The organism is Delftia sp. ZNC0008, assembly GCF_000799035.1.
Classification (GTDB): Bacteria; Pseudomonadota; Gammaproteobacteria; order Burkholderiales; family Burkholderiaceae_C; genus Comamonas; species Comamonas tsuruhatensis.
This window is the reverse complement of the sequence record NZ_JTKZ01000287.1, coordinates 1-19,332: the sequence shown is the minus strand read 5'-3', so window position 1 is coordinate 19,332 and position 19,332 is coordinate 1. Positions and strand designations below refer to the sequence as shown.

At 62.9% G+C, this 19,332-nt stretch carries 28 protein-coding genes, 1 tRNA gene and 1 pseudogene; 27 read left to right on the top strand and 3 right to left on the bottom strand.

Going from position 1 to position 19,332, the window contains the following annotated elements; translation table 11 throughout:
* The 26 genes from L995_RS09700 to L995_RS09590 form a co-directional block, all read left to right on the top strand.
* The coding region (locus tag L995_RS09700; protein WP_047471243.1) for a TOBE domain-containing protein at positions 1-555 on the top strand (555 nt) is incomplete at its 5' end.
* Positions 552-1,445, top strand: a complete 894-nt coding sequence (locus L995_RS09695; RefSeq protein ID WP_047326320.1) for a carbohydrate ABC transporter permease — start codon at positions 552-554, stop codon at positions 1,443-1,445. The genes L995_RS09700 and L995_RS09695, both read left to right, overlap by 4 nt.
* Before the next feature lie 75 nt (positions 1,446-1,520).
* The gene (locus tag L995_RS09690) at positions 1,521-2,336 is read left to right on the top strand and encodes a carbohydrate ABC transporter permease (protein ID WP_013804448.1); all 816 of its coding nucleotides are present in this window, start codon (positions 1,521-1,523) and stop codon (positions 2,334-2,336) included.
* Positions 2,337-2,510: 174 nt separating this feature from the next.
* Positions 2,511-2,819 (top strand): DUF2160 domain-containing protein, encoded by a 309-nt coding sequence (locus L995_RS09685; RefSeq protein WP_016449169.1) that lies wholly within the window; start codon positions 2,511-2,513, stop codon positions 2,817-2,819.
* 100 nt (positions 2,820-2,919) lie between these two features.
* Positions 2,920-4,653 (top strand): ABC transporter substrate-binding protein, encoded by a 1,734-nt coding sequence (locus tag L995_RS09680; RefSeq protein ID WP_047471240.1) that lies wholly within the window; start codon positions 2,920-2,922, stop codon positions 4,651-4,653.
* Between the two features lie 370 nt (positions 4,654-5,023).
* The gene (locus L995_RS09675; RefSeq protein ID WP_016449171.1) at positions 5,024-6,613 is read left to right on the top strand and encodes a glycerol-3-phosphate dehydrogenase/oxidase; all 1,590 of its coding nucleotides are present in this window, start codon (positions 5,024-5,026) and stop codon (positions 6,611-6,613) included.
* A gap of 14 nt (positions 6,614-6,627) precedes the next feature.
* Positions 6,628-6,765: a hypothetical protein gene (locus L995_RS32965; protein WP_156136026.1), complete on the top strand. Its 138-nt coding sequence runs from the start codon at positions 6,628-6,630 to the stop codon at positions 6,763-6,765.
* A 369-nt stretch (positions 6,766-7,134) separates the two neighbouring features.
* Entirely contained in the window at positions 7,135-7,296 is a 162-nt protein-coding gene (locus tag L995_RS33780) for a hypothetical protein (protein ID WP_016449172.1), read from the top strand.
* A complete protein-coding gene (gene rplN, locus L995_RS09670) occupies positions 7,293-7,661 on the top strand; it encodes a 50S ribosomal protein L14 (RefSeq protein ID WP_016449173.1) in 369 nt (122 codons plus the stop codon). The genes L995_RS33780 and rplN overlap by 4 nt, the downstream gene beginning before the upstream one ends.
* A gap of 10 nt (positions 7,662-7,671) precedes the next feature.
* A complete protein-coding gene (rplX, locus tag L995_RS09665) occupies positions 7,672-7,992 on the top strand; it encodes a 50S ribosomal protein L24 (protein WP_016449174.1) in 321 nt (106 codons plus the stop codon).
* Positions 7,993-8,002: 10 nt separating this feature from the next.
* Positions 8,003-8,542: a 50S ribosomal protein L5 gene (gene rplE / locus L995_RS09660; protein WP_016449175.1), complete on the top strand. Its 540-nt coding sequence runs from the start codon at positions 8,003-8,005 to the stop codon at positions 8,540-8,542.
* Positions 8,543-8,550: 8 nt separating this feature from the next.
* The gene (gene rpsN, locus L995_RS09655; protein WP_012202967.1) at positions 8,551-8,856 is read left to right on the top strand and encodes a 30S ribosomal protein S14; all 306 of its coding nucleotides are present in this window, start codon (positions 8,551-8,553) and stop codon (positions 8,854-8,856) included.
* A gap of 20 nt (positions 8,857-8,876) precedes the next feature.
* A complete protein-coding gene (rpsH, locus tag L995_RS09650; RefSeq protein WP_016449176.1) occupies positions 8,877-9,272 on the top strand; it encodes a 30S ribosomal protein S8 in 396 nt (131 codons plus the stop codon).
* Between the two features lie 24 nt (positions 9,273-9,296).
* Entirely contained in the window at positions 9,297-9,830 is a 534-nt protein-coding gene (gene rplF, locus L995_RS09645) for a 50S ribosomal protein L6 (RefSeq protein ID WP_016449177.1), read from the top strand.
* Between the two features lie 11 nt (positions 9,831-9,841).
* Positions 9,842-10,207, top strand: coding sequence for a 50S ribosomal protein L18 (gene rplR, locus L995_RS09640; protein WP_012202970.1), 366 nt, complete (start codon positions 9,842-9,844; stop codon positions 10,205-10,207).
* Positions 10,208-10,222: 15 nt separating this feature from the next.
* Positions 10,223-10,744 carry a 30S ribosomal protein S5 gene (gene rpsE / locus L995_RS09635; RefSeq protein WP_016449178.1) on the top strand — a complete coding sequence of 174 codons (522 nt, stop codon included), beginning with the start codon at positions 10,223-10,225 and terminating at the stop codon, positions 10,742-10,744.
* 14 nt (positions 10,745-10,758) lie between these two features.
* Positions 10,759-10,941, top strand: a complete 183-nt coding sequence (rpmD, locus tag L995_RS09630) for a 50S ribosomal protein L30 (RefSeq protein ID WP_012202972.1) — start codon at positions 10,759-10,761, stop codon at positions 10,939-10,941.
* Positions 10,942-10,952: 11 nt separating this feature from the next.
* The gene (gene rplO, locus L995_RS09625; protein ID WP_016449179.1) at positions 10,953-11,384 is read left to right on the top strand and encodes a 50S ribosomal protein L15; all 432 of its coding nucleotides are present in this window, start codon (positions 10,953-10,955) and stop codon (positions 11,382-11,384) included.
* Positions 11,385-11,408: 24 nt separating this feature from the next.
* Positions 11,409-12,728 (top strand): preprotein translocase subunit SecY, encoded by a 1,320-nt coding sequence (gene secY, locus L995_RS09620; protein WP_012202974.1) that lies wholly within the window; start codon positions 11,409-11,411, stop codon positions 12,726-12,728.
* A 132-nt stretch (positions 12,729-12,860) separates the two neighbouring features.
* Positions 12,861-12,974: a 50S ribosomal protein L36 gene (gene rpmJ / locus L995_RS31965; protein WP_003050535.1), complete on the top strand. Its 114-nt coding sequence runs from the start codon at positions 12,861-12,863 to the stop codon at positions 12,972-12,974.
* Between the two features lie 22 nt (positions 12,975-12,996).
* Positions 12,997-13,362, top strand: coding sequence for a 30S ribosomal protein S13 (gene rpsM / locus L995_RS09615; RefSeq protein ID WP_012202975.1), 366 nt, complete (start codon positions 12,997-12,999; stop codon positions 13,360-13,362).
* 18 nt (positions 13,363-13,380) lie between these two features.
* Positions 13,381-13,785, top strand: coding sequence for a 30S ribosomal protein S11 (gene rpsK, locus L995_RS09610; RefSeq protein WP_012202976.1), 405 nt, complete (start codon positions 13,381-13,383; stop codon positions 13,783-13,785).
* Positions 13,786-13,875: 90 nt separating this feature from the next.
* Positions 13,876-14,499, top strand: a complete 624-nt coding sequence (rpsD, locus tag L995_RS09605) for a 30S ribosomal protein S4 (RefSeq protein WP_012202977.1) — start codon at positions 13,876-13,878, stop codon at positions 14,497-14,499.
* A gap of 112 nt (positions 14,500-14,611) precedes the next feature.
* On the top strand, positions 14,612-15,610 hold the full coding sequence (locus L995_RS09600) for a DNA-directed RNA polymerase subunit alpha (RefSeq protein ID WP_012202978.1): 999 nt from the start codon (positions 14,612-14,614) through the stop codon (positions 15,608-15,610).
* 186 nt (positions 15,611-15,796) lie between these two features.
* Entirely contained in the window at positions 15,797-16,189 is a 393-nt protein-coding gene (rplQ, locus tag L995_RS09595; protein WP_012202979.1) for a 50S ribosomal protein L17, read from the top strand.
* A gap of 21 nt (positions 16,190-16,210) precedes the next feature.
* A tRNA-Met gene (locus tag L995_RS09590) sits at positions 16,211-16,287 on the top strand.
* Between the two features lie 82 nt (positions 16,288-16,369).
* On the opposite strand, the gene L995_RS09585 is transcribed toward L995_RS09590, so the two are convergent.
* Entirely contained in the window at positions 16,370-16,687 is a 318-nt protein-coding gene (locus tag L995_RS09585; protein WP_016449180.1) for a hypothetical protein, read from the bottom strand.
* Positions 16,688-16,981: 294 nt separating this feature from the next.
* Here L995_RS09585 and L995_RS09580 point away from each other — a divergent pair, with 294 nt between their 5' ends.
* Positions 16,982-18,487, top strand: a complete 1,506-nt coding sequence (locus L995_RS09580) for a DASS family sodium-coupled anion symporter (RefSeq protein ID WP_047471237.1) — start codon at positions 16,982-16,984, stop codon at positions 18,485-18,487.
* A gap of 12 nt (positions 18,488-18,499) precedes the next feature.
* Here the strand turns inward: L995_RS09580 and L995_RS09575 are convergent, their stop codons facing one another.
* Together L995_RS09575 and L995_RS09570 are read right to left on the bottom strand one after the other, a co-directional pair.
* Positions 18,500-19,087, bottom strand: a complete 588-nt coding sequence (locus tag L995_RS09575; protein WP_016449182.1) for an alkylhydroperoxidase domain protein — start codon at positions 19,085-19,087, stop codon at positions 18,500-18,502.
* Positions 19,084-19,332 (bottom strand): annotated as a pseudogene (locus tag L995_RS09570) (CMD domain protein); the annotation flags it as partial. The pseudogene L995_RS09570 and the gene L995_RS09575, both read right to left, overlap by 4 nt.

Sequence of the window (19,332 nt, the reverse complement as noted above, 5' to 3'; positions counted from 1 at the left end):
CCGCGTCGCCGCAAGCTCAAGCAGATCCACCACGAGCTGCGGCTCACGCTGATCTATGTGACGCACGACCAGGTGGAGGCCCTGACCTTTGCCGACCAGGTGGTGGTCATGACGCGTGGCCGTGCCGTGCAGGTGGGCACGCCGGCCCAGCTCTTCGAGCGGCCAAGCCATGCCTTCGTCGGCCACTTCATCGGCTCGCCGGGCATGAACTTCGTGCCGCTGCAGCAGGACGGCGGCCGGCTGCTGGCCGAGGGCCAGTACCTGTCCCTGCCCGCCGCATTGGCCAGCGTGGCGCCCGGCCTGCCCCTGAGCCTGGGCATACGCCCCGAGTACCTGGCACTGGCCTCGGCCGACGCGCCTGGCGCCGTGGCCTGCACGGTGGAGCGCGTGCAGGACGTGGGCACGCACCAGCTGCTGGTGGCGCGCCTGGGCGAGCGGCTTCTCAAGCTGCGCTGCGGCGCCGACGCCTTCCTGCCCGCCGCAGGGCAGACCGTCTGGGTGCAATTGCAGGGCCCCCACACCTGCTACTACGTCAACGAGGAGCTGCAGGCATGAGCCAGACCATCAAGCCCGTCAACCAGAAGGCCTGGCTGCTGATCCTGCCGGTCATCATCTGCGTGGCCTTCTCGGCCATCATCCCGCTGATGACGGTGGTGAACTACTCGGTGCAGGACATCATCAGTCCGGACCGGCGCGTGTTCGTGGGCACGGAATGGTTTGCCCAGGTCATGCGCGACGAGGAACTGCACTCGGCCCTGCTGCGCCAGATCGGCTTTTCGCTGGCCGTGCTGCTGGTGGAGATCCCGCTGGGCATCGCGCTGGCCCTGTCCATGCCGGCCCAGGGCTGGAAGGCCTCGGCGGTGCTGGTCGTGGTCTCGCTGTCGCTGCTGATTCCGTGGAACGTGGTCGGCACCATCTGGCAGATCTACGGCCGCGCCGACATCGGCCTGCTGGGCGCGGCGCTCAACACGCTGGGCGTGGACTACAACTACACGGGCAATGCCACCCATGCCTGGCTCACCGTGCTGGTCATGGATGTCTGGCACTGGACGCCGCTGGTGGCCCTGCTGTGCTACGCGGGCCTGCGCTCCATTCCCGACGCCTACTACCAGGCCGCGCGCATCGACGGCGCCAGCAAGTTCGCGGTGTTCCGCTACATCCAGCTGCCCAAGATGCGCGGCGTGCTGATGATCGCCGTGCTGCTGCGCTTCATGGACAGCTTCATGATCTATACCGAGCCCTTCGTGCTCACGGGCGGCGGGCCCGGCAATGCGACCACCTTCCTGTCGCAGTACCTGACGCAAAAGGCCGTGGGCCAGTTCGACCTCGGGCCGGCGGCGGCCTTCTCGCTGATCTATTTCCTCATCATCCTGCTGCTGTGCTTCATCCTCTACAACTGGATGCAGCGCGTGGGCACGGCAGACAAGGAAGGGGCAAGAGAATGACCCCCACGCTCCCTTCGTTCACTGCCCCCCGAGGGGGCTCGGCCTGCCTTGGGGTGGCCCTGCGGGAGGCTGGACATGACTGAAGACCGCCGTTTCCACAAGCGCACGCTGTTCCTCGTCGCCTACCTGCTGTTCGCCGTGCTGCCCATCTACTGGATGGTCAACATGAGCTTCAAGACCAACGAGGAGATCCTGTCGAGCTTCTCGCTGTGGCCCCAGCATTTCACCTGGGCCAACTACCAAACCATCTTCACCGACGCCTCCTGGTACTCGGGCTACATCAACAGCCTGATCTACGTGGCCATCAACACCGTGATCTCGCTGACGGTGGCGCTGCCGGCGGCCTATGCGTTCTCGCGCTACCAGTTCCTGGGCGACAAGCATGTGTTCTTCTGGCTGCTGACCAACCGCATGACGCCGCCGGCCGTCTTCCTGCTGCCCTTCTTCCAGCTCTACACCACGGTGGGCCTGATGGACACGCACATCGCCGTGGCCCTGGCCCACCTGCTGTTCAACGTGCCGCTGGCCGTCTGGATCCTGGAGGGTTTCATGAGCGGCATTCCGCGCGAGATCGACGAGACGGCCTATATCGACGGCTACTCCTTCCCGCGCTTTTTCCTCACCATCTTCCTGCCGCTGATCAAGGCCGGCGTGGGCGTGGCGGCCTTCTTCTGCTTCATGTTCAGCTGGGTGGAACTGCTGCTGGCGCGCACGCTGACCAGCGTGAACGCCAAGCCCATCGTGGCGACCATGACGCGCACCGTCTCGGCCTCGGGCATGGACTGGGCGACGCTGGCGGCGGCGGGCGTGCTGACCATCGTGCCGGGCGCCATCGTGATCTGGTTCGTGCGGCACTACATCGCCAAGGGGTTCGCCATGGGGAGGGTGTGAGGCCCCCCCTGAGGCGCTTGCGCGCCTTCCCCCCGTGGCACGGCGCCTCTCTACCCGCTTCGCGGGGGAGGGGGACGATAGCCTCGCGGCGGGGCGGCCCTTGCTTGCTGTCCCTCGCTTGGGGTCGCGCCAGTTTCGACGGGCAGTGGTTTTTGTTTCTGAAAGGACTCGTCAATGTTTTCCTGGATGGCCTGGACGCTGCCGGTGGCGGTGTTCTTCAGTTGCATCGTGCTGATGCTGGTGGGCATGACGCTGTGGGAGTTGCGCAGCCCGACCGTGATGCGCAAGGGCTGGCTGCCGATGGCGACGACGCGCGGGGACCGGCTGTTCATCGGGCTGCTGCTGGCGGCCTATGTCAATCTGGCCTGGGTGGGTCTGGGCGAGAAGATGGCGCAGTGGTTCTCGCTGGAGGCCGAGCCTTCGGTGTGGATCAGTTTCGTGCTGTCCATGCTCGTGCTGGCCGTCGTGATGCGCAAAGGCTGATCACTTCATTCCATTTATCGACAGCCGGGTCCGAAGCTCCCCCGGGGCCCGCTGGTGCATGTGCATGTCGGGGAGACAGCAAGAATCTAGGAGACGGCAGATGAAACAACGACTTCACACCATCGCCCTCGCGGCGGCCCTGCTGGCGGCGGGGCAGGCGGCCTGGGCCGGAGAGGCGGAAGCCAAGAAGTGGATCGACGCGGAGTTCCAGCCCAGCACGCTGTCCAAGGACCAGCAGATGGCCGAGATGAAGTGGTTCATCGAGGCGGCCAAGAAGCTGCAGGCCAAGGGCGTCAAGGAGATCGCCGTGGTCTCCGAGACCATCACCACGCACGAGTACGAGAGCAAGACGCTGGCCAAGGCCTTCACCGAGATCACGGGCATCACCGTCAAGCACGACCTGATCCAGGAAGGCGACGTGGTCGAGAAGCTGCAGACCTCGATGCAGTCGGGCAAGTCCATCTATGACGGCTGGATCTCCGACTCCGACCTGATCGGCACGCACTACCGCTACGGTCGCATCATGAGCCTGACCGACTACATGGCCGGCGCCGGCAAGGACTTCACCAATCCGGGCCTGGACATCAAGGACTTCATCGGCACCAGCTTCACCACCGCGCCCGACGGCAAGCTCTACCAGCTGCCCGACCAGCAGTTCGCCAACCTCTACTGGTTCCGCGCCGACCTCTTCGAGCGCAAGGACCTCAAGGACAAGTTCAAGGCCAAGTACGGCTACGAGCTGGGCGTGCCGCTGAACTGGAGCGCCTACGAGGACATCGCCGAGTTCTTCACCAACGACGTCAAGCAGATCGACGGCAAGCCTGTCTACGGCCACATGGACTACGGCAAGAAGGACCCCTCGCTGGGCTGGCGCTTCACCGATGCCTGGCTGTCCATGGCCGGCGCGGCCGACAAGGGCATTCCCAACGGCATGCCCGTCGATGAATGGGGCATCCGCGTGGCCGACGACAAGTGCACGCCCGTGGGCGCCTCGGTCTCGCGCGGGGGCGCCACCAACTCGCCGGCCGCCGTGTTCGCGCTCACCAAGTACGTGGACTGGATGAAGAAGTACGCGCCTAAGGAAGCCATGGGCATGACCTTCGGCGAGTCCGGCCCCGTGCCGGCCCAGGGCCATATCGCGCAGCAGATCTTCTGGTACACCGCCTTCACGGCCGACATGACCAAGCCCGGCCTGCCCGTGGTCAATGCCGACGGCACGCCCAAATGGCGCATGGCGCCCGGCCCCAACGGCCCGTACTGGAAGGACGGCATGCAAAACGGCTACCAGGACGTGGGCAGCTGGACCTTCTTCAAGGACCATGACGCCAACCGCACGGCCGCCGCCTGGCTCTACGCGCAGTTCGTCACCGCCAAGACCACCAGCCTCAAGAAGACCATCGTCGGCCTGACGCCCATCCGCGAAAGCGACATCCGCTCCAAGGCCATGACCGACATGGCGCCCAAGCTCGGCGGCCTGGTCGAGTTCTACCGCAGCCCCGCCCGCGTGGCCTGGACGCCCACCGGCAACAACGTGCCCGACTATCCCAAGCTGGCCCAGCTGTGGTGGAAGAACGTGGCCCAGGCTGTCACCGGCGAGAAGACGCCCCAGGACGCCATGGACAACCTGGCCGAGGAAATGGACCAGGTCATGGCCCGCCTGCAGCGCGCAGGCATGGCGCACTGCGCGCCCAAGCTCAACCCCAAGGGCGACCCGGCCAAGTGGCTCAGCGACAAGCAGGCGCCGTGGAAGAAGCTGGCCAATGAAAAGCCCAAGGGCGAGACGATTGCGTATGACACGCTGCTCAATGCCTGGAAAAACGGCAAGGTGCGTTAGCACCCCCTGAGGCGCTTGCGCGCCTTCCCCCGTATGCACGGCGCCCTCTCTCGCTTCGCGGGAGGGGGGCGTCCGGGCAGCCGGCGACGCCCTCGCCGCGAGGCGGCTCTTGCTCGGCGTCCCTGAGTTGGGCCGCGTCGGCTTTGGGCGCAATACCCTGCGCTGGCATCACAGTCCATCGTTGGGCGTCCTGGGTCGCCAAAAACACAAAACGAAAGATAGCGAAGAAAAAAATACAAAAACGAGCGAAAATAGCGGAAAACCCGATTCCGTCCCCTTCGCATTGGGCGCAGGCGTGGCGTCCCGGGTGCTGACATGGCGGCTACATGGCGCCCTGTTAACTTGCCCCACATTCCTTCGTCGAAGATCCATGTCCCTCGCTGCTTCCCCTCTGCCCACCGGCCGCGCCGCCCTGCTGGAACGCCTGGCCCAGCCTGAAACCTACGATCTGGCCATCATCGGCGGCGGTGCCACCGGCCTGGGCGTGGCCCTGGACGCGGCGGCGCGTGGGTTCAAGGTCGTGCTGGTGGAGTCGCATGACTTCGCCAAGGGCACGTCCTCGCGTGCCACCAAGCTGGTCCATGGCGGCGTGCGCTACCTGGCGCAGGGCAACATCGCCCTGGTGCGGGAAGCGCTGCATGAGCGCACCACGCTGCTGCACAACGCGCCCCACCTGGCGCAGCCGCTGGCCTTCGTCATGCCGTCCTACAAGCTGCTGGACACGCCGTTCTACGGCATCGGCCTCAAGATGTATGACGCGCTGGCCGGCAAGGCAGGCCTGGGCGCCACGGAATTCCTCTCGCGCTCCAGCACCGTGAAGTGCCTGCCCACCGTGCGGCAGCAGGGCCTCAAGGGCGGCGTCAAATACTGGGACGGCCAGTTCGACGATGCCCGCCTGGCGCTGGCGCTGGCCCGCACGGCCGCTGCCAAGGGCGCGCTGCTGGTCAACTACTGCCCCGCACGTGAACTGCTGCACGAAGGCGGCAAGGTCGCCGGCCTGATCTGCGAAGACTCGGAATCCGGCCAGCGCTTCACGCTGCGCGCCAAGTGCGTGGTCAACGCCACCGGCCCCTGGGTGGACCTGTTTCGCCAGCAGGACGCCGAGGCCCAGGGCCGTCCCGTCAAGCCCATGGTCGCGCCCAGCCAGGGCGTGCACGTGGTCGTGGACCGCGACTTCCTGCCCAGCGACCATGCCCTGCTCGTGCCCAAGACGGCCGATGGCCGCGTGCTCTTTGCCGTGCCCTGGCTGGGCAAGGTCATCCTGGGCACCACCGACACGCCGCGCAACGACCTGGCGCGCGAACCCCTGCCTTTCCCCGAAGAACTGGACTTCATCCTCACCGAGGCAGGCCGCTACCTCACGCGCCAGCCCACGCTGGCCGACGTGCGCAGCATGTGGGTGGGCCTGCGCCCGCTGGTCAAGCCCCAGGACGACGATGGCGAAAACACCAAGAAGATCAGCCGCGAGCACACCGTCATGTCCAGCCGCACCGGCCTGGTGACCGTCACGGGCGGCAAGTGGACCACCTACCGCGCCATGGCCGAAGACGTGCTCTCCGAATGCTTTGCCATCGGCCGCCTGCCGCACCGCCCCGGGGGTGTCACGGCCCGCCTGCCGCTGGCCGGCGCCCCGGCCGAGTCCGCCGTGCACCACCGCATGAACCAGATCCAGGGCCTGCATTCCTACGGCACGGAAGCCTCGGCGGTGCAGGCGTTGCCGGGCAACGACGAATGGCTGGCCGACGGCCTGAACGAAGCCATGGTGCGCTTTGCCGCGCGCTTCGAGTACGCGCGCACCGTGGAAGACGTGCTGGCGCGCCGCAGCCGCCTGCTGTTCCTCGACGCGCGCAAGGCCGCCGAAGTGGCCCCGCGCGTGGCGGCCATCCTCCAGGAGGAGCTGGGACACGACGCCGGCCTGGCGGACTTCATGCCGCTGGCGGCGCAGTACCTGCCTGCCTGATCCTGTCCATCTCCATGCACAACGCCCTGCAACGCAGGGCGTTGTGCTTTCTGCGTAAGACGCTTGCGCCACGCGTGATTGTCAAAATTGATGAATATGTTTACTCGATTGGTTTTATGAATGAGAATGCGGTTCATGGCGCCCAGCTTTAGTGCCAGTGAACAGCAGCCAGCACAAGGCTGACGAGGGAGGGAAGCAAGAAAGAAAGCGCTTGAAAGTGCGTTTTCCGCAGGGCAAGGGCCGCGCCCAAGCCCGACGCGGTGGCCCCAAAGCCGCTGCGCGGTCTGTGCCGTCGTCGGCGCGGTCCGTCCGCAGCCAACAATTGCGTTGAGTCTGCCACCCTTTGCCGAGCCCGCGTGGCTCGGCTTTTTTATGGGCGTCTCCGGTGGCATGGGCCGATCGGGAGGCCCGGGCGGCCCCTCGGTTGCCGGCGCCCTTGTGGGCGTTGCGCAACGCTGCCGGGCAGGGGCGGGAAAAGTCGCTAAGGGTTTGACGCGCAAAGGAATTTCTGGGACAATCCCATGCTTCACGTGAAAATCGTGAAGTTATCTGCCCAGTGGAAGCGCCGAGAAATGGTTTTCGGCGTGGACGACGGGCCCAAGACTGACTGGCTGCTCGCGGCCCTTGAGAAGACTCTGGGGCTGTCGGGTGTTTGCTGGAGCAAGTTGGGAATATTGAAATGATCCAAACAGAATCTCGGTTAGAGGTTGCCGACAACACCGGCGCGAAGTCTGTTCAGTGCATCAAGGTGCTGGGCGGTTCTCATCGTCGCTATGCGAGTGTTGGTGACATCATCAAGGTGAGCATCAAGGAAGCTGCACCGCGTGGACGCGTCAAAAAAGGCGAGGTCTACAGCGCGGTCGTGGTGCGCACGGCGAAGGGTATTCGCCGCGCTGATGGCTCGCTCGTCAAGTTCGACGGCAATGCCGCCGTGCTGCTGAACGCCAAGCTGGAGCCTATCGGCACCCGCATCTTTGGCCCCGTGACTCGTGAACTGCGCAACGAAAAGTTCATGAAGATCGTGTCCCTGGCACCTGAAGTTCTCTAAAGGAAGCACCATGAACAAGATTCGCAAGGGCGACCAAGTCATCGTGCTGACCGGCCGTGACAAGGGCAAGCAAGGCGTGGTCTCGGCTCGCAAGGACGACTCCCACCTGCTGATCGACGGCATCAACCTGGTGAAGAAGCACGTCAAGCCGAACCCCATGAAGGGCACCACCGGCGGCATCGTGGAAAAGGCCATGCCTATCCACCAATCCAACGTGGCCATCTTCAATGCAGCGACCGGCAAGGCCGATCGCGTGGGCATCAAGGTGCAAGCCGACGGCACGCGCGTTCGCGTGTTCAAGTCCAACGGCGCCGAAATCAAGGCGGCCTAAGGGGTAACACATGGCACGACTGCAAAAACTGTATCGCGAAAAGATCGCGGCTGAACTGAAGGAAAAGTTCGGCTACACCTCCACCATGGAAGTGCCCCGCCTGACCAAGATCACCCTGAACATGGGTGTGAGCGAAGCCGTGGCCGACAAGAAGGTGATGGACAACGCCGTGGCCGACCTGACCAAGATTGCTGGTCAGAAGCCCGTGGTGACCAAGGCCAAGAAGGCTATCGCCGGCTTCAAGATCCGCGAAGGCCAGGCCATCGGCTGCATGGTGACCCTGCGTGGCGTTCAGATGTATGAATTCCTGGATCGTTTCGTCACCGTGGCTCTGCCCCGCGTGCGTGACTTCCGTGGTATCTCCGGCCGTTCGTTCGACGGTCGCGGCAACTACAACGTCGGCGTCAAGGAACAGATCATCTTCCCCGAAATCGAGTACGACAAGGTGGACGCTCTGCGTGGTCTGAACATCAGCATCACGACTACGGCAAAGACCGACGACGAGTGCAAGGCACTGCTCGCCGCTTTCCGTTTCCCCTTCAAGAACTGAGGTGGCGCATGGCTAAAGTTGCATTGATTCAGCGCGAACTCAAGCGCGAAAAGCTGGCGGCCAAGTACGCTGCCAAGTACGCAGAACTGAAGGCAATCGCCGCTGACGCAAAGCGCAGCGACGAAGAGCGCGACGCCGCTCGCCTGGGCCTGCAGAAGCTGCCCCGTAACGCGAACCCCACTCGCCAGCGCAACCGCTGCGAGATCACGGGTCGTCCCCGTGGCACCTTCCGTCAATTCGGTCTGGGCCGCGCCAAGATCCGTGAACTGGCCTTCGCTGGCGACATCCCCGGTGTCACCAAGGCCAGCTGGTAAGCAAGCAGGAGAGATTAAACATGAGCATGAGTGATCCCATCGCTGACTTGCTGACCCGCATCCGCAATGCACAAATGGTCTCCAAGACCACCGTGACGGCTCCTTCCTCCAAGGTCAAGGTTGCCATCGCCCAGGTGCTGAAGGATGAAGGCTACATCGACGGCTTCCAAGTGAAGACCGACGCTGGCAAGTCCGAACTCGAAATTACCCTGAAGTACTACGCCGGCCGTCCGGTGATCGAGCGCATCGAGCGCGTGAGCCGTCCCGGCCTGCGCGTGTACAAGGGCCGCGACGCAATCCCCCAGGTCATGAACGGTCTGGGCGTGGCCATCGTCACCACTCCCAAGGGCGTGATGACGGATCGCAAGGCACGCGCCACCGGCGTGGGCGGCGAAGTGCTGTGCTACGTGGCCTAACGGACATTAAGGAGAAATACTGAAATGTCTCGCGTAGCAAAGACTCCCGTGGCCATCCCCGCAGGCGTGGATGTGTCCATCAAGGCTGACCAGATCAATGTGAAGGGCACCGGCGGCACGCTGTCGCTGGCCCAGAACGTTCTGGTGAAGATCTCCAACAACGAAGGCAAGCTGTCTTTCGAGCCCGTCAACGACTCGCGCGAAGCCAACGCCATGAGCGGCACCATGCGTCAGCTGGTGAACAACATGGTGGTGGGCGTGAGCAAGGGCTTCGAGAAGAAGCTGTCGCTGGTCGGCGTGGGCTTCAAGGCTTCGGCCTCTGGCGCCAAGCTGAACCTCGCGATCGGCTATTCGCACCCGGTGAACTTCGAAATGCCGGCCGGCATCACTGTTGCCACCCCCACGCCCACGGAAATCGTGGTCAAGGGTGCTGACCGCCAGGCCGTTGGCCAACTGGCTGCTGAGATCCGTGCCGTTCGTCCTCCCGAGCCCTACAAGGGCAAGGGCATCCGTTACTCGGATGAGAAGGTCGTGATCAAAGAGACCAAGAAGAAGTAAGGAGCTGCATTATGTTGACCAAGAAAGAGCAGCGTCTCCGTCGTGCCCGCCAGACCCGCATCCGCATTGCACAGCAAGGCGTGGCACGTCTGAGCGTGAACCGTACGAACCTCCACATCTACGCAAGCGTGGTGTCGGAAGACGGCACCAAGGTGCTGGCTTCGGCCTCGACTGCCGAAGCCGAAGTGCGCACCCAACTGGGCGCCATCGGCAAGGGTGGCAACGTGGCTGCCGCTACGCTGATCGGCAAGCGCATTGCCGAGAAGGCCAAGGCTGCAGGCGTGGAGAAAGTGGCTTTCGATCGCGCTGGTTTCGCATACCACGGCCGCGTGAAGGCTTTGGCAGAAGCCGCTCGTGAAGCCGGCCTGCAGTTCTAAGCGGAGCGGATAGAAATGGCAAAGTTTTCTCCCAAGGTGCAAGACGAAGGTCGTGACGACGGTCTGCGCGAAAAAATGATCGCGGTGAACCGCGTCACCAAGGTTGTGAAGGGCGGTCGTATCCTCGGCTTCGCTGCACTGACCGTGGTTGGCGACGGTGATGGCCGTGTTGGCATGGGCAAGGGCAAGTCCAAGGAAGTGCCTGCAGCCGTGCAAAAGGCGATGGAAGAATCCCGTCGCAACATGATCAAGGTGTCCCTGAAGAACGGCTCGATCCATCACACCGTGATGGGTCAGCATGGCGCAGCATCCGTGATGCTGAACCCCGCTCCCAAGGGTACCGGCATCATCGCCGGCGGCCCGATGCGCGCCGTCTTCGAAGTGCTGGGCATCACCGACATCGTGGCCAAGAGCCATGGCTCGTCGAATCCCTACAACATGGTCCGCGCGACTTTTGACGCTCTGAAGAACTCCACGACCCCTTCGGAAGTGGCAGCCAAGCGCGGCAAGTCGGTTGAAGACATCTTCACCGCCTGATCGGAGTCAATCACATGACAACGCAACAAACCGTGAAGGTGCAACTGGTGCGCAGCCCCATTGGCACCAAGGAATCGCACCGCGCCACCGTCCGTGGCCTGGGCCTGCGCAAGCTGAATAGCATCAGCGAACTGCAGGACACGCCTGCTGTGCGCGGCATGATCAACAAGATCAGCTATCTGGTCAAAGTCCTCTGAAAGGATTGATGATGGAACTCAATAGCATCAAGCCTGCAGCAGGTGCCAAGCATGCCAAGCGCCGTGTCGGCCGCGGCATCGGCTCCGGCCTGGGCAAGACTGCCGGCCGTGGTCACAAGGGCCAGAAGTCGCGTTCGGGTGGCTACCACAAGGTGGGCTTCGAAGGCGGTCAAATGCCTCTGCAGCGCCGTCTGCCCAAGCGTGGCTTCAAGTCGCATCTGCTGAAGTTCAACGCAGAAGTGACCCTGTCCGCTCTGGAACAGCTGGGCCTGGCCGAAGTCGATCTGGCAGCTCTGAAGCAAGCCGGTCTGGTTGGTGAAATCGCAAAGGTGGTCAAGATCATCAAGAGCGGTGAAATCAGCAAGGCTGTCAAGCTCAACGGCATCGGCGCTACCGCCGGCGCCAAGGCTGCCATCGAAGCTGCCGGCGGCAGCATCGCCTGATTAATGATCTGAAAGAAGACATCCGTGGCTACTAGCGCAGCTCAAATTGCAAAAACCGGAAAATTCGGCGATCTTCGCCGCCGTCTGGTTTTTCTGTTGCTCGCGCTGGTCGTTTACCGCATCGGGGCTCATATCCCCGTGCCGGGCATCGATCCAGCGCAGCTGCAGCAGCTGTTCAATGGCCAGCAGGGCGGCATTCTCAATCTGTTCAACATGTTCTCGGGTGGGGCGCTGTCGCGCTTCACGGTGTTCGCACTGGGGATCATGCCGTACATCTCGGCATCGATCATCATGCAGCTCATGACCTATGTGGTCCCTACATTCGAGCAGCTGAAAAAGGAAGGTGAATCGGGTCGTCGCAAGATCACCCAGTACACCCGCTATGGCACTCTGGGCCTGGCGATTTTTCAGTCCCTGGGAATTGCCGTGGCTCTGGAAAGCTCCGCAGGTCTGGTTCTGAGCCCCGGTTTCGGCTTCCGCCTCACGGCGGTGGTCAGCCTGACGGCCGGCACCATGTTCCTGATGTGGCTCGGTGAACAGATCACGGAACGTGGTCTGGGCAACGGCATCTCGATCCTCATCTTTGGAGGTATCGCCGCAGGTCTGCCGAGCTCCATCGGTGGTCTGCTGGAGCTGGTGCGCACCGGTGCCATGAGCATCCTGGCCGCGATCTTCATCGTTCTCGTGGTGGCAGCCGTGACGTACTTCGTCGTGTTTGTCGAGCGGGGACAGCGCAAGATCCTGGTGAACTATGCGCGTCGTCAGGTGGGTAACAAGGTGTATGGCGGTCAGTCTTCGCACTTGCCGCTGAAGCTGAACATGGCGGGGGTCATTCCTCCCATCTTCGCTTCCTCGATCATCTTGCTGCCGGCGACCGTTGTGAACTGGTTCAGTGCAGGGGAATCCATGCGCTGGCTGAAGGACATTGCTAGCACGCTGACCCCCGGTCAGCCGATCTATGTGATGCTCTACGCCACCGCCATCATCTTCTTCTGCTTCTTCTACACGGCCCTGGTGTTCAACAGCCGGGAAACCGCCGACAACCTGAAGAAGAGTGGTGCCTTCATCCCCGGGATCCGTCCCGGTGACCAGACGGCCCGCTACATTGACAAGATCCTGGTTCGCCTGACCCTGGCTGGTGCGGTGTACATCACATTCGTGTGCTTGTTGCCCGAGTTCCTGATCCTGAAGTACAACGTCCCGTTCTACTTCGGTGGTACATCACTGCTGATTATTGTGGTGGTGACCATGGACTTCATGGCCCAGGTGCAGAACTACATGATGTCGCAACAGTACGAATCGCTCCTCAAAAAGGCGAACTTCAAAGCGACACTTGGCAATTGAACTAAGTGATGGGCCTGGCCGGCGGTGCCGGCGGGTCCAGTAAGAGTTAGTAGACGCCCATTCGATCTATCCATCGCGGGCATGTTTCCCGGTCGATAGGCCGTAACGGATGTAGAGTTTTAGGAGAATGAAATGAGAGTTTCGGCTTCGGTCAAAAAAATCTGCCGTAACTGCAAGATCATCCGCCGCAAGGGTGTGGTGCGAGTGATCTGCACGGACCAGCGCCACAAGCAGCGCCAGGGTTGATAGGAAAGTTTGAGGACGAATAATGGCACGTATCGCTGGCATTAACATCCCGCCGCATCAGCACGCTGAAATCGGCCTGACCGCTATCTATGGGATCGGTCGCACCACTGCACGCAAGATCTGCGAAGCCGCTGGCATCGCATATTCCAAGAAAATCAAGGAACTGACTGACGGCGATCTGGAAAAGATCCGCGATCAGCTGACTTCCCTGACGCTGGAAGGTGATCTGCGTCGCGAAACAACGATGAACATCAAGCGTTTGATGGACATCGGTTGCTATCGCGGTTTCCGTCATCGTCGTGGCCTGCCCATGCGTGGTCAGCGTACCCGCACGAATGCACGTACCCGCAAGGGTCCGCGCAAGGGTGCCGCGGCTTTGAAGAAATAAAGAGATTGAAAGATCACTATGGCTAAGTCTCCCGCAAACAACGCTGCACAGCGCGTTCGCAAGAAAGTCCGTAAGAACATTTCGGACGGCATTGCCCACGTGCACGCTTCGTTCAACAACACGATCATCACCATCACCGACCGCCAAGGCAACGCTCTGTCGTGGGCCTCGTCGGGTGGCCAGGGCTTCAAGGGTTCGCGCAAGTCGACTCCCTTCGCTGCCCAGGTGGCTTCGGAAGTGGCTGGTCGTGCTGCCATCGAACAGGGCATCAAGAACCTGGACGTCGAAATCAAGGGTCCCGGTCCCGGCCGTGAATCCTCGGTTCGCGCCCTGGGCGCCCTGGGCATCCGCATCACTTCCATCGCGGACGTGACGCCGGTTCCCCACAACGGCTGCCGCCCTCAAAAGCGCCGTCGTATCTAAGCTTTTTCACCAAGCCCACCGCCGCCCAGATGTGTAACATCGCGGGCGGCTCCCGTGCTTGTGCACGGCAGATGACACAAAGGAAATCAAGTGGCACGCTATATCGGCCCCAAGGCCAAACTCTCCCGCCGTGAAGGCACTGACCTGTTCCTGAAGAGCGCACGTCGCTCGATCGCCGACAAGTCCAAGTTCGACACCAAGCCCGGTCAGCACGGCCGCACTTCCGGTCAGCGTACTTCCGACTTCGGCCTGCAGCTGCGTGAAAAGCAGAAGGTCAAGCGCATGTACGGCGTGCTGGAAAAGCAATTCCGCCGCTACTTCGAAGCCGCCGACAAGAAGAAGGGCAACACCGGTGCCAATCTGCTGTCGCTGCTGGAGTCGCGTCTGGACAACGTGGTGTACCGCATGGGCTTCGGCTCGACCCGCTCGGAAGCGCGTCAGCTGGTGTCGCACAAGGCCATCACGGTCAACGGCCAATCCGTCAACATCCCTTCCTACATGGTGAAGGTGGGTGACGTGGTCGCGGTACGTGAAAAGTCCAAGAAGCAGGCCCGCATCGTCGAAGCCCTGCAACTGGCTGGTCAAGTCGGTTTCCCCGCATGGGTGGAAGTGTCGGCCGACAAGGCTGAAGGCACGTTCAAGAAGTCGCCTGACCGCGACGAGTTCGGTGCAGACATCAACGAATCCCTGATCGTTGAGTTGTACTCGCGTTAATTCCGCGCAGCGACATTTCTGTAAAACCGTCCCCCAGCCGCGAGGCATCGCGCTGGGGTGCTTCACCAGCCTTACCGGTGTAACGAGCCGGGGGTATTGAGAGGAAGTCTGCATGCAAACCAATTTGCTGAAGCCCAAGACGATCAATGTCGAGCAGCTTGGCCACAATCGCGCCAAAGTTGTTCTGGAGCCGTTTGAGCGTGGCTACGGCCATACGCTGGGCAATGCCCTGCGCCGTGTCCTGCTCTCGTCCATGGTGGGTTACGCAGCGACGGAAGTGACGATTGCTGGTGTGTTGCACGAGTACTCGTCCATTGACGGTGTCCAGGAAGATGTGGTCAACATCCTGCTGAACCTCAAGGGTGTGGTGTTCAAGCTGCACAACCGCGACGAGGTCACGCTCTCCCTGCGCAAGGATGGCGAAGGCGTCGTGACGGCGCGCGACATCCAGACGCCCCACGACGTGGAAATCATCAACCCTGATCATGTCATCGCCAACCTGTCGCAAGGCGGCAAGCTGGACATGCAGATCAAGGTCGAGAAGGGCCGCGGCTATGTGCCCGGCAATGTGCGCCGCTATGGCGACGAGTCCACGAAGTCGATCGGCCGCATTGTGCTGGACGCTTCGTTCTCGCCCGTCAAGCGCGTGAGCTACGCCGTCGAATCGGCCCGCGTTGAACAACGCACCGACCTCGACAAGCTGGTGGTGGAGATCGAAACCAATGGTGCGATCACTGCCGAGGACGCCGTGCGCGCCTCCGCCAAGATCCTGGTGGAACAGCTCGCCGTGTTCGCTCAGCTGGACGGCGGCGATATCGCCAGCGTCTTCGATGCTCCGGCCGGTGGCCGTGGTGCCGCAACCGCCTTTGATCCCATCTTGCTGCGTCCCGTGGACGAGCTGGAACTCACCGTGCGTTCGGCCAACTGCCTCAAGGCAGAGAACATCTACTACATCGGCGACCTGATCCAGCGTACCGAAAACGAGCTGCTCAAGACCCCCAACCTGGGTCGCAAGTCGCTAAACGAGATCAAGGAAGTCCTGGCTTCCCGCGGTCTGACGCTGGGCATGAAGCTGGAGAACTGGCCGCCTGCTGGCCTGGAAAAGCGCTAAGCACTATAATTGCGGGCTCTCCTTTTTGGAGAGCCTCAGTGCCTCGGGCAGTACCTGATACGGCTGCCCGAATTAATCAACAACTTGCGCAAATTCGGTTGAGGCAAGCTGCAGATCCGGTAACGGGTCCAGGCTTGCATCCTTGTTTGCGCAAGCCCTAATTACATATTTTAGGAATAAAGCACCATGCGTCACGGTCACGGCCTCCGCAAACTCAATCGCACCTCTTCGCACCGCCTGGCGATGCTGAAGAACATGATGAATTCGCTCATCGAGCACGAAGCCATCAAGACCACCGTTCCCAAGGCCAAGGAACTGCGCCGCGTGATCGAGCCCATGATCACCCTGGCCAAGGTCGACACCGTTGCCAACCGCCGCCTGGCATTCGACCGCCTGCGCGACCGCGACAGCGTGACCAAGCTCTTCAACGAGCTGGGCCCCCGCTTCGCAAAGCGTCCTGGTGGCTACACCCGTATCCTGAAGATGGGCTTCCGCGTGGGCGACAACGCCCCCATGGCCTTCGTGGAACTGGTCGAGCGCGCTGAAGAAGGCGCCGCCGAAGCCAAGGCAGCTGAATAATCTGCTATAATTTTGGAATACCGCGCGATGGAGCAGTCTGGTAGCTCGTTGGGCTCATAACCCAAAGGTCGGAGGTTCAAATCCTTCTCGCGCAACCAAATTGAAAAAGGCTACGACAGTTGTCGTAGCCCTTTTTTCATGCCCTCGCGCCAGGGCAAAGGCCAGGCAGACAGCCCGGCATCAGCCGCCCAGCTGGTTGCCGATGCGCTGGCCCAGCCGCAGGCGCACGCGGTGGGCGATTTCCTGGGCGGCATCGGGGCTGAGCACCTCGCTGATGTGCAGCAGCTCGGTGTAATGCATGTACAAGAGGCCGCGCAGGGTCTTGAAAGCGGCCTCGTGGTCGCCGCCGCAGACGCTGGCGTCATCGGCCAGCACGCGCTCCACCACGCCGGCCTGCAGCAGCGGGATCTTGCAGATGACGGCGTGGCGGGCGATCTCCAGGTCGATCTCCTGGAGCCGGCATTCCCATTCCTCGGGCAAGAATCGGTTGGCTGGCATGTCGGCTTTTCTCCTTTTTTCACTGCATGGGTACACCGGGGCGAAAGGCACCCGGTCTGGGGATGCTGTCATGTGAGCGGGGCTCGGTGGCCTGGGTCGCCAGGTTTACTGGCCCGGCCTTGATGCCTGTCAAACTTCGGTGGCGCAGGCGCCCGCTGGAAGCCGGGCTCATGCTGCACTGCATCATGATGTCAGTCATGCGGCGCGGCCGCCAGTGCCCGTGCAGGCTGGTGGGCTTTTGCTCCCGGCAGGCCATGCTCTCTCGGCGCCGCTCCGGCAACGCAAAGGATCCACATGCTCGAGAAGATTGCCTCGCTGTTCCGCTACTTCAAGTCGGCCGTGCCGTTCCGGCTGGTGCCGGCGCTGATCGCCACCGCCGTGCTGTTCGGGCTGCTGCTGGTGCCCGTGCCCGAGGGGCTGACGCCCAAGGCCTGGCAGCTGGTGGCCATTTTCCTGACCACCATCGTGGCCATCATCCTCAAGGTCATGCCCATTGGCGTGATGGCCTTGATGGCCATCGTGATCGTCTCGCTGTCCCAGGTCACGTCTGGCTCGTCCAAGGGCGCAGTCACCGATGCGCTGAGCAGCTTTTCCAGCCCGCTGATCTGGCTGATCGTGGTGGCCATCCTGATCTCGCGCGGCCTCAAGAAGACGGGGCTGGGCAACCGCATCGGACTGATGTTCATCGCGCTGCTGGGCAAGCGGACCATCGGCATCGGCTACGGCCTGGCGATCTGCGAGCTGGTGCTGGCACCGTTCACGCCCAGCAACACGGCGCGCGGCGGCGGTATCGTGCACCCCATCATGAAGTCCATCGCCAATGCCTTCGAGTCGGACCCGGCCAAGGGTACGCAGGGCAAGGTGGGCACCTATCTGGCCCTGGTCAACTACCACGCCAATCCCATCACCTCGGCCATGTTCCTGACCGCCACGGCGCCCAATCCGCTGGTGGTGGACTTCGTGGCCAAGGCCACGGGCCAGGCCCTGCACCTGAGCTGGACCACCTGGGCGCTGTACATGCTGCTGCCGGGCCTGCTGTGCCTGCTGCTGATGCCGCTGGTGATCTACCTTCTGTCGCCTCCCGAACTCAAGGCCACGCCCAATGCCGTGGAGTACGCGCGCAGCGAGATGGCACGCATGGGGCCGCTGTCGGGCAAGGAGCGCGTGATGCTGAGCACCTTCGGCCTGATGCTGCTGCTGTGGGCCAACGTGCCGCAGATGCTGTTCGGGCCTGCCTTCACGCTGGACCCGACGGTGGTCGCCTTCCTGGGCCTGTTCGTGCTGATCATCACGGGCACCATCGACTGGGATGACGTGCTGTCCGAGAAAAGCGCCTGGGACACGCTGGTGTGGTTCGGCGCCCTGGTCATGCTGGCCGAGCAGCTCAACAAGCTGGGCGTGGTGTCCTGGTTTGCCGTGGGCATGAAGAACGCCATCGTCGCCAGCGGCCTGGACTGGCTGCCGGTGGCGGCCATCCTGGTGGGCGTGTTCGTGTTCTCGCACTACCTGTTCGCCAGCACCACGGCCCACATCAGCGCCATGATGCTGGCCTTCCTGACCGTGGGCGCCCAGCTGATTCCTGCCGACTATGTCGTGCCCTTCATGCTGATGATGACGGCCGGCTCGGCCATCATGATGACGCTGACCCACTACGCCACCGGCACTTCGCCCATCATCTTCGGCAGCGGCTACGTCACGCTGGGCAACTGGTGGCGCGTGGGCGCGGCCATGTGCGTGATCGAGCTGCTGGTCTTTGCCGTGGTCGGCAGTGTCTGGTGGAAGCTGCTGGGCCTGTGGTGAGGGCGGCCGCCCTCATGCGGTGGTCCGTGGCTCGCCCAGCGACAGCATGAGCCGGTTGGCCCAGTTGAAGAAGGCCGTGCCGTGCAGCACATCGGAGATGGCGGCATCGTCCAGGCCGGCGGCGCGCAGCGCATCGATGTGGGCGGGCTCCAGCGCAGGCGGCGTCTGGGTCAGCGCCACGGCCGCCGTGACGATGGCGTTCCAGCGCGGTCCCAGGTCCGTGCCCGGACCCTCGTCGAGCAGGCGCTGCACGTCGCCGCCCCGGCGCGAGAAGTGCGTGGCAAAGCGCGCATGGACCGAGGCGCAGTAGATGCAGCCATTGGCGCGCGAAGTGGCAGCGGCCGCCAGCTCCCGCTCGGCACGCGGCAGGCCGGCGTCGGGGTTGTAGAAGATGTCCTTGTCGGTGCGCGTGCGTGCGCCCAGCGTGTCGGGGTCGCGCGCCAGCAGGCGGAAGTAGGGGGACTGCGCGCGTGAGGCATCGACCAGGCCTGCATGGTGGCGTTCGGTCAGCTCGCTTTCGTCCAGCGGCTCAATCCATGGCAGCCAGTCGAGCTGTTCCTGAGTGAAGACCTGGGGAGCGGCGGAGTTCGTTGAGGTCATGGCTGGGCTTGCAGGGTGGGTTGATGGGCTGCCGGGGACGCGGGGCGTGCAGTCAGCACGCGCAACCCCGCGACCACGCGGATCTGGAAGGACAGGAAGGACGCCAGCTGGGACACGATGACGATGTCCGTCTCGCTCCAGCCCGCCTGTTGCAGCGCCTGCAGGGCCCCGGCGCTGGCGTCGCGCGGGTGGTAGGCCAGCAGGTGCGCATGGGCCAGCGCCGCGGCCAGGCGCGCGCCCAGCAG

Bases quoted from the DNA above. Each gene is read 5' to 3' on its own strand.
- rplE (WP_016449175.1), top strand. From the start codon at position 8,003: ATGGCACGACTGCAAAAACTGTATCGCGAAAAGATCGCGGCTGAACTG.
- rpsH (WP_016449176.1), top strand. From the start codon at position 8,877: ATGAGCATGAGTGATCCCATCGCTGACTTGCTGACCCGCATCCGCAAT.
- rplO (WP_016449179.1), top strand. From the start codon at position 10,953: ATGGAACTCAATAGCATCAAGCCTGCAGCAGGTGCCAAGCATGCCAAG.
- L995_RS09680 (WP_047471240.1), top strand. From the start codon at position 2,920: ATGAAACAACGACTTCACACCATCGCCCTCGCGGCGGCCCTGCTGGCG.
- L995_RS09695 (WP_047326320.1), top strand. From the start codon at position 552: ATGAGCCAGACCATCAAGCCCGTCAACCAGAAGGCCTGGCTGCTGATC.
- rpsE (WP_016449178.1), top strand. From the start codon at position 10,223: ATGGCAAAGTTTTCTCCCAAGGTGCAAGACGAAGGTCGTGACGACGGT.
- rplQ (WP_012202979.1), top strand. From the start codon at position 15,797: ATGCGTCACGGTCACGGCCTCCGCAAACTCAATCGCACCTCTTCGCAC.
- L995_RS09575 (WP_016449182.1), bottom strand. From the start codon at position 19,087: ATGACCTCAACGAACTCCGCCGCTCCCCAGGTCTTCACTCAGGAACAG.
- rpsM (WP_012202975.1), top strand. From the start codon at position 12,997: ATGGCACGTATCGCTGGCATTAACATCCCGCCGCATCAGCACGCTGAA.
- L995_RS09675 (WP_016449171.1), top strand. From the start codon at position 5,024: ATGTCCCTCGCTGCTTCCCCTCTGCCCACCGGCCGCGCCGCCCTGCTG.
- rplR (WP_012202970.1), top strand. From the start codon at position 9,842: ATGTTGACCAAGAAAGAGCAGCGTCTCCGTCGTGCCCGCCAGACCCGC.
- L995_RS09585 (WP_016449180.1), bottom strand. From the start codon at position 16,687: ATGCCAGCCAACCGATTCTTGCCCGAGGAATGGGAATGCCGGCTCCAG.
- L995_RS33780 (WP_016449172.1), top strand. From the start codon at position 7,135: ATGCTTCACGTGAAAATCGTGAAGTTATCTGCCCAGTGGAAGCGCCGA.
- rpsK (WP_012202976.1), top strand. From the start codon at position 13,381: ATGGCTAAGTCTCCCGCAAACAACGCTGCACAGCGCGTTCGCAAGAAA.
- rplN (WP_016449173.1), top strand. From the start codon at position 7,293: ATGATCCAAACAGAATCTCGGTTAGAGGTTGCCGACAACACCGGCGCG.
- L995_RS32965 (WP_156136026.1), top strand. From the start codon at position 6,628: ATGCACAACGCCCTGCAACGCAGGGCGTTGTGCTTTCTGCGTAAGACG.
- rpmJ (WP_003050535.1), top strand. From the start codon at position 12,861: ATGAGAGTTTCGGCTTCGGTCAAAAAAATCTGCCGTAACTGCAAGATC.
- L995_RS09685 (WP_016449169.1), top strand. From the start codon at position 2,511: ATGTTTTCCTGGATGGCCTGGACGCTGCCGGTGGCGGTGTTCTTCAGT.
- L995_RS09690 (WP_013804448.1), top strand. From the start codon at position 1,521: ATGACTGAAGACCGCCGTTTCCACAAGCGCACGCTGTTCCTCGTCGCC.
- rplF (WP_016449177.1), top strand. From the start codon at position 9,297: ATGTCTCGCGTAGCAAAGACTCCCGTGGCCATCCCCGCAGGCGTGGAT.
- rpmD (WP_012202972.1), top strand. From the start codon at position 10,759: ATGACAACGCAACAAACCGTGAAGGTGCAACTGGTGCGCAGCCCCATT.
- rplX (WP_016449174.1), top strand. From the start codon at position 7,672: ATGAACAAGATTCGCAAGGGCGACCAAGTCATCGTGCTGACCGGCCGT.
- L995_RS09580 (WP_047471237.1), top strand. From the start codon at position 16,982: ATGCTCGAGAAGATTGCCTCGCTGTTCCGCTACTTCAAGTCGGCCGTG.
- rpsN (WP_012202967.1), top strand. From the start codon at position 8,551: ATGGCTAAAGTTGCATTGATTCAGCGCGAACTCAAGCGCGAAAAGCTG.
- L995_RS09600 (WP_012202978.1), top strand. From the start codon at position 14,612: ATGCAAACCAATTTGCTGAAGCCCAAGACGATCAATGTCGAGCAGCTT.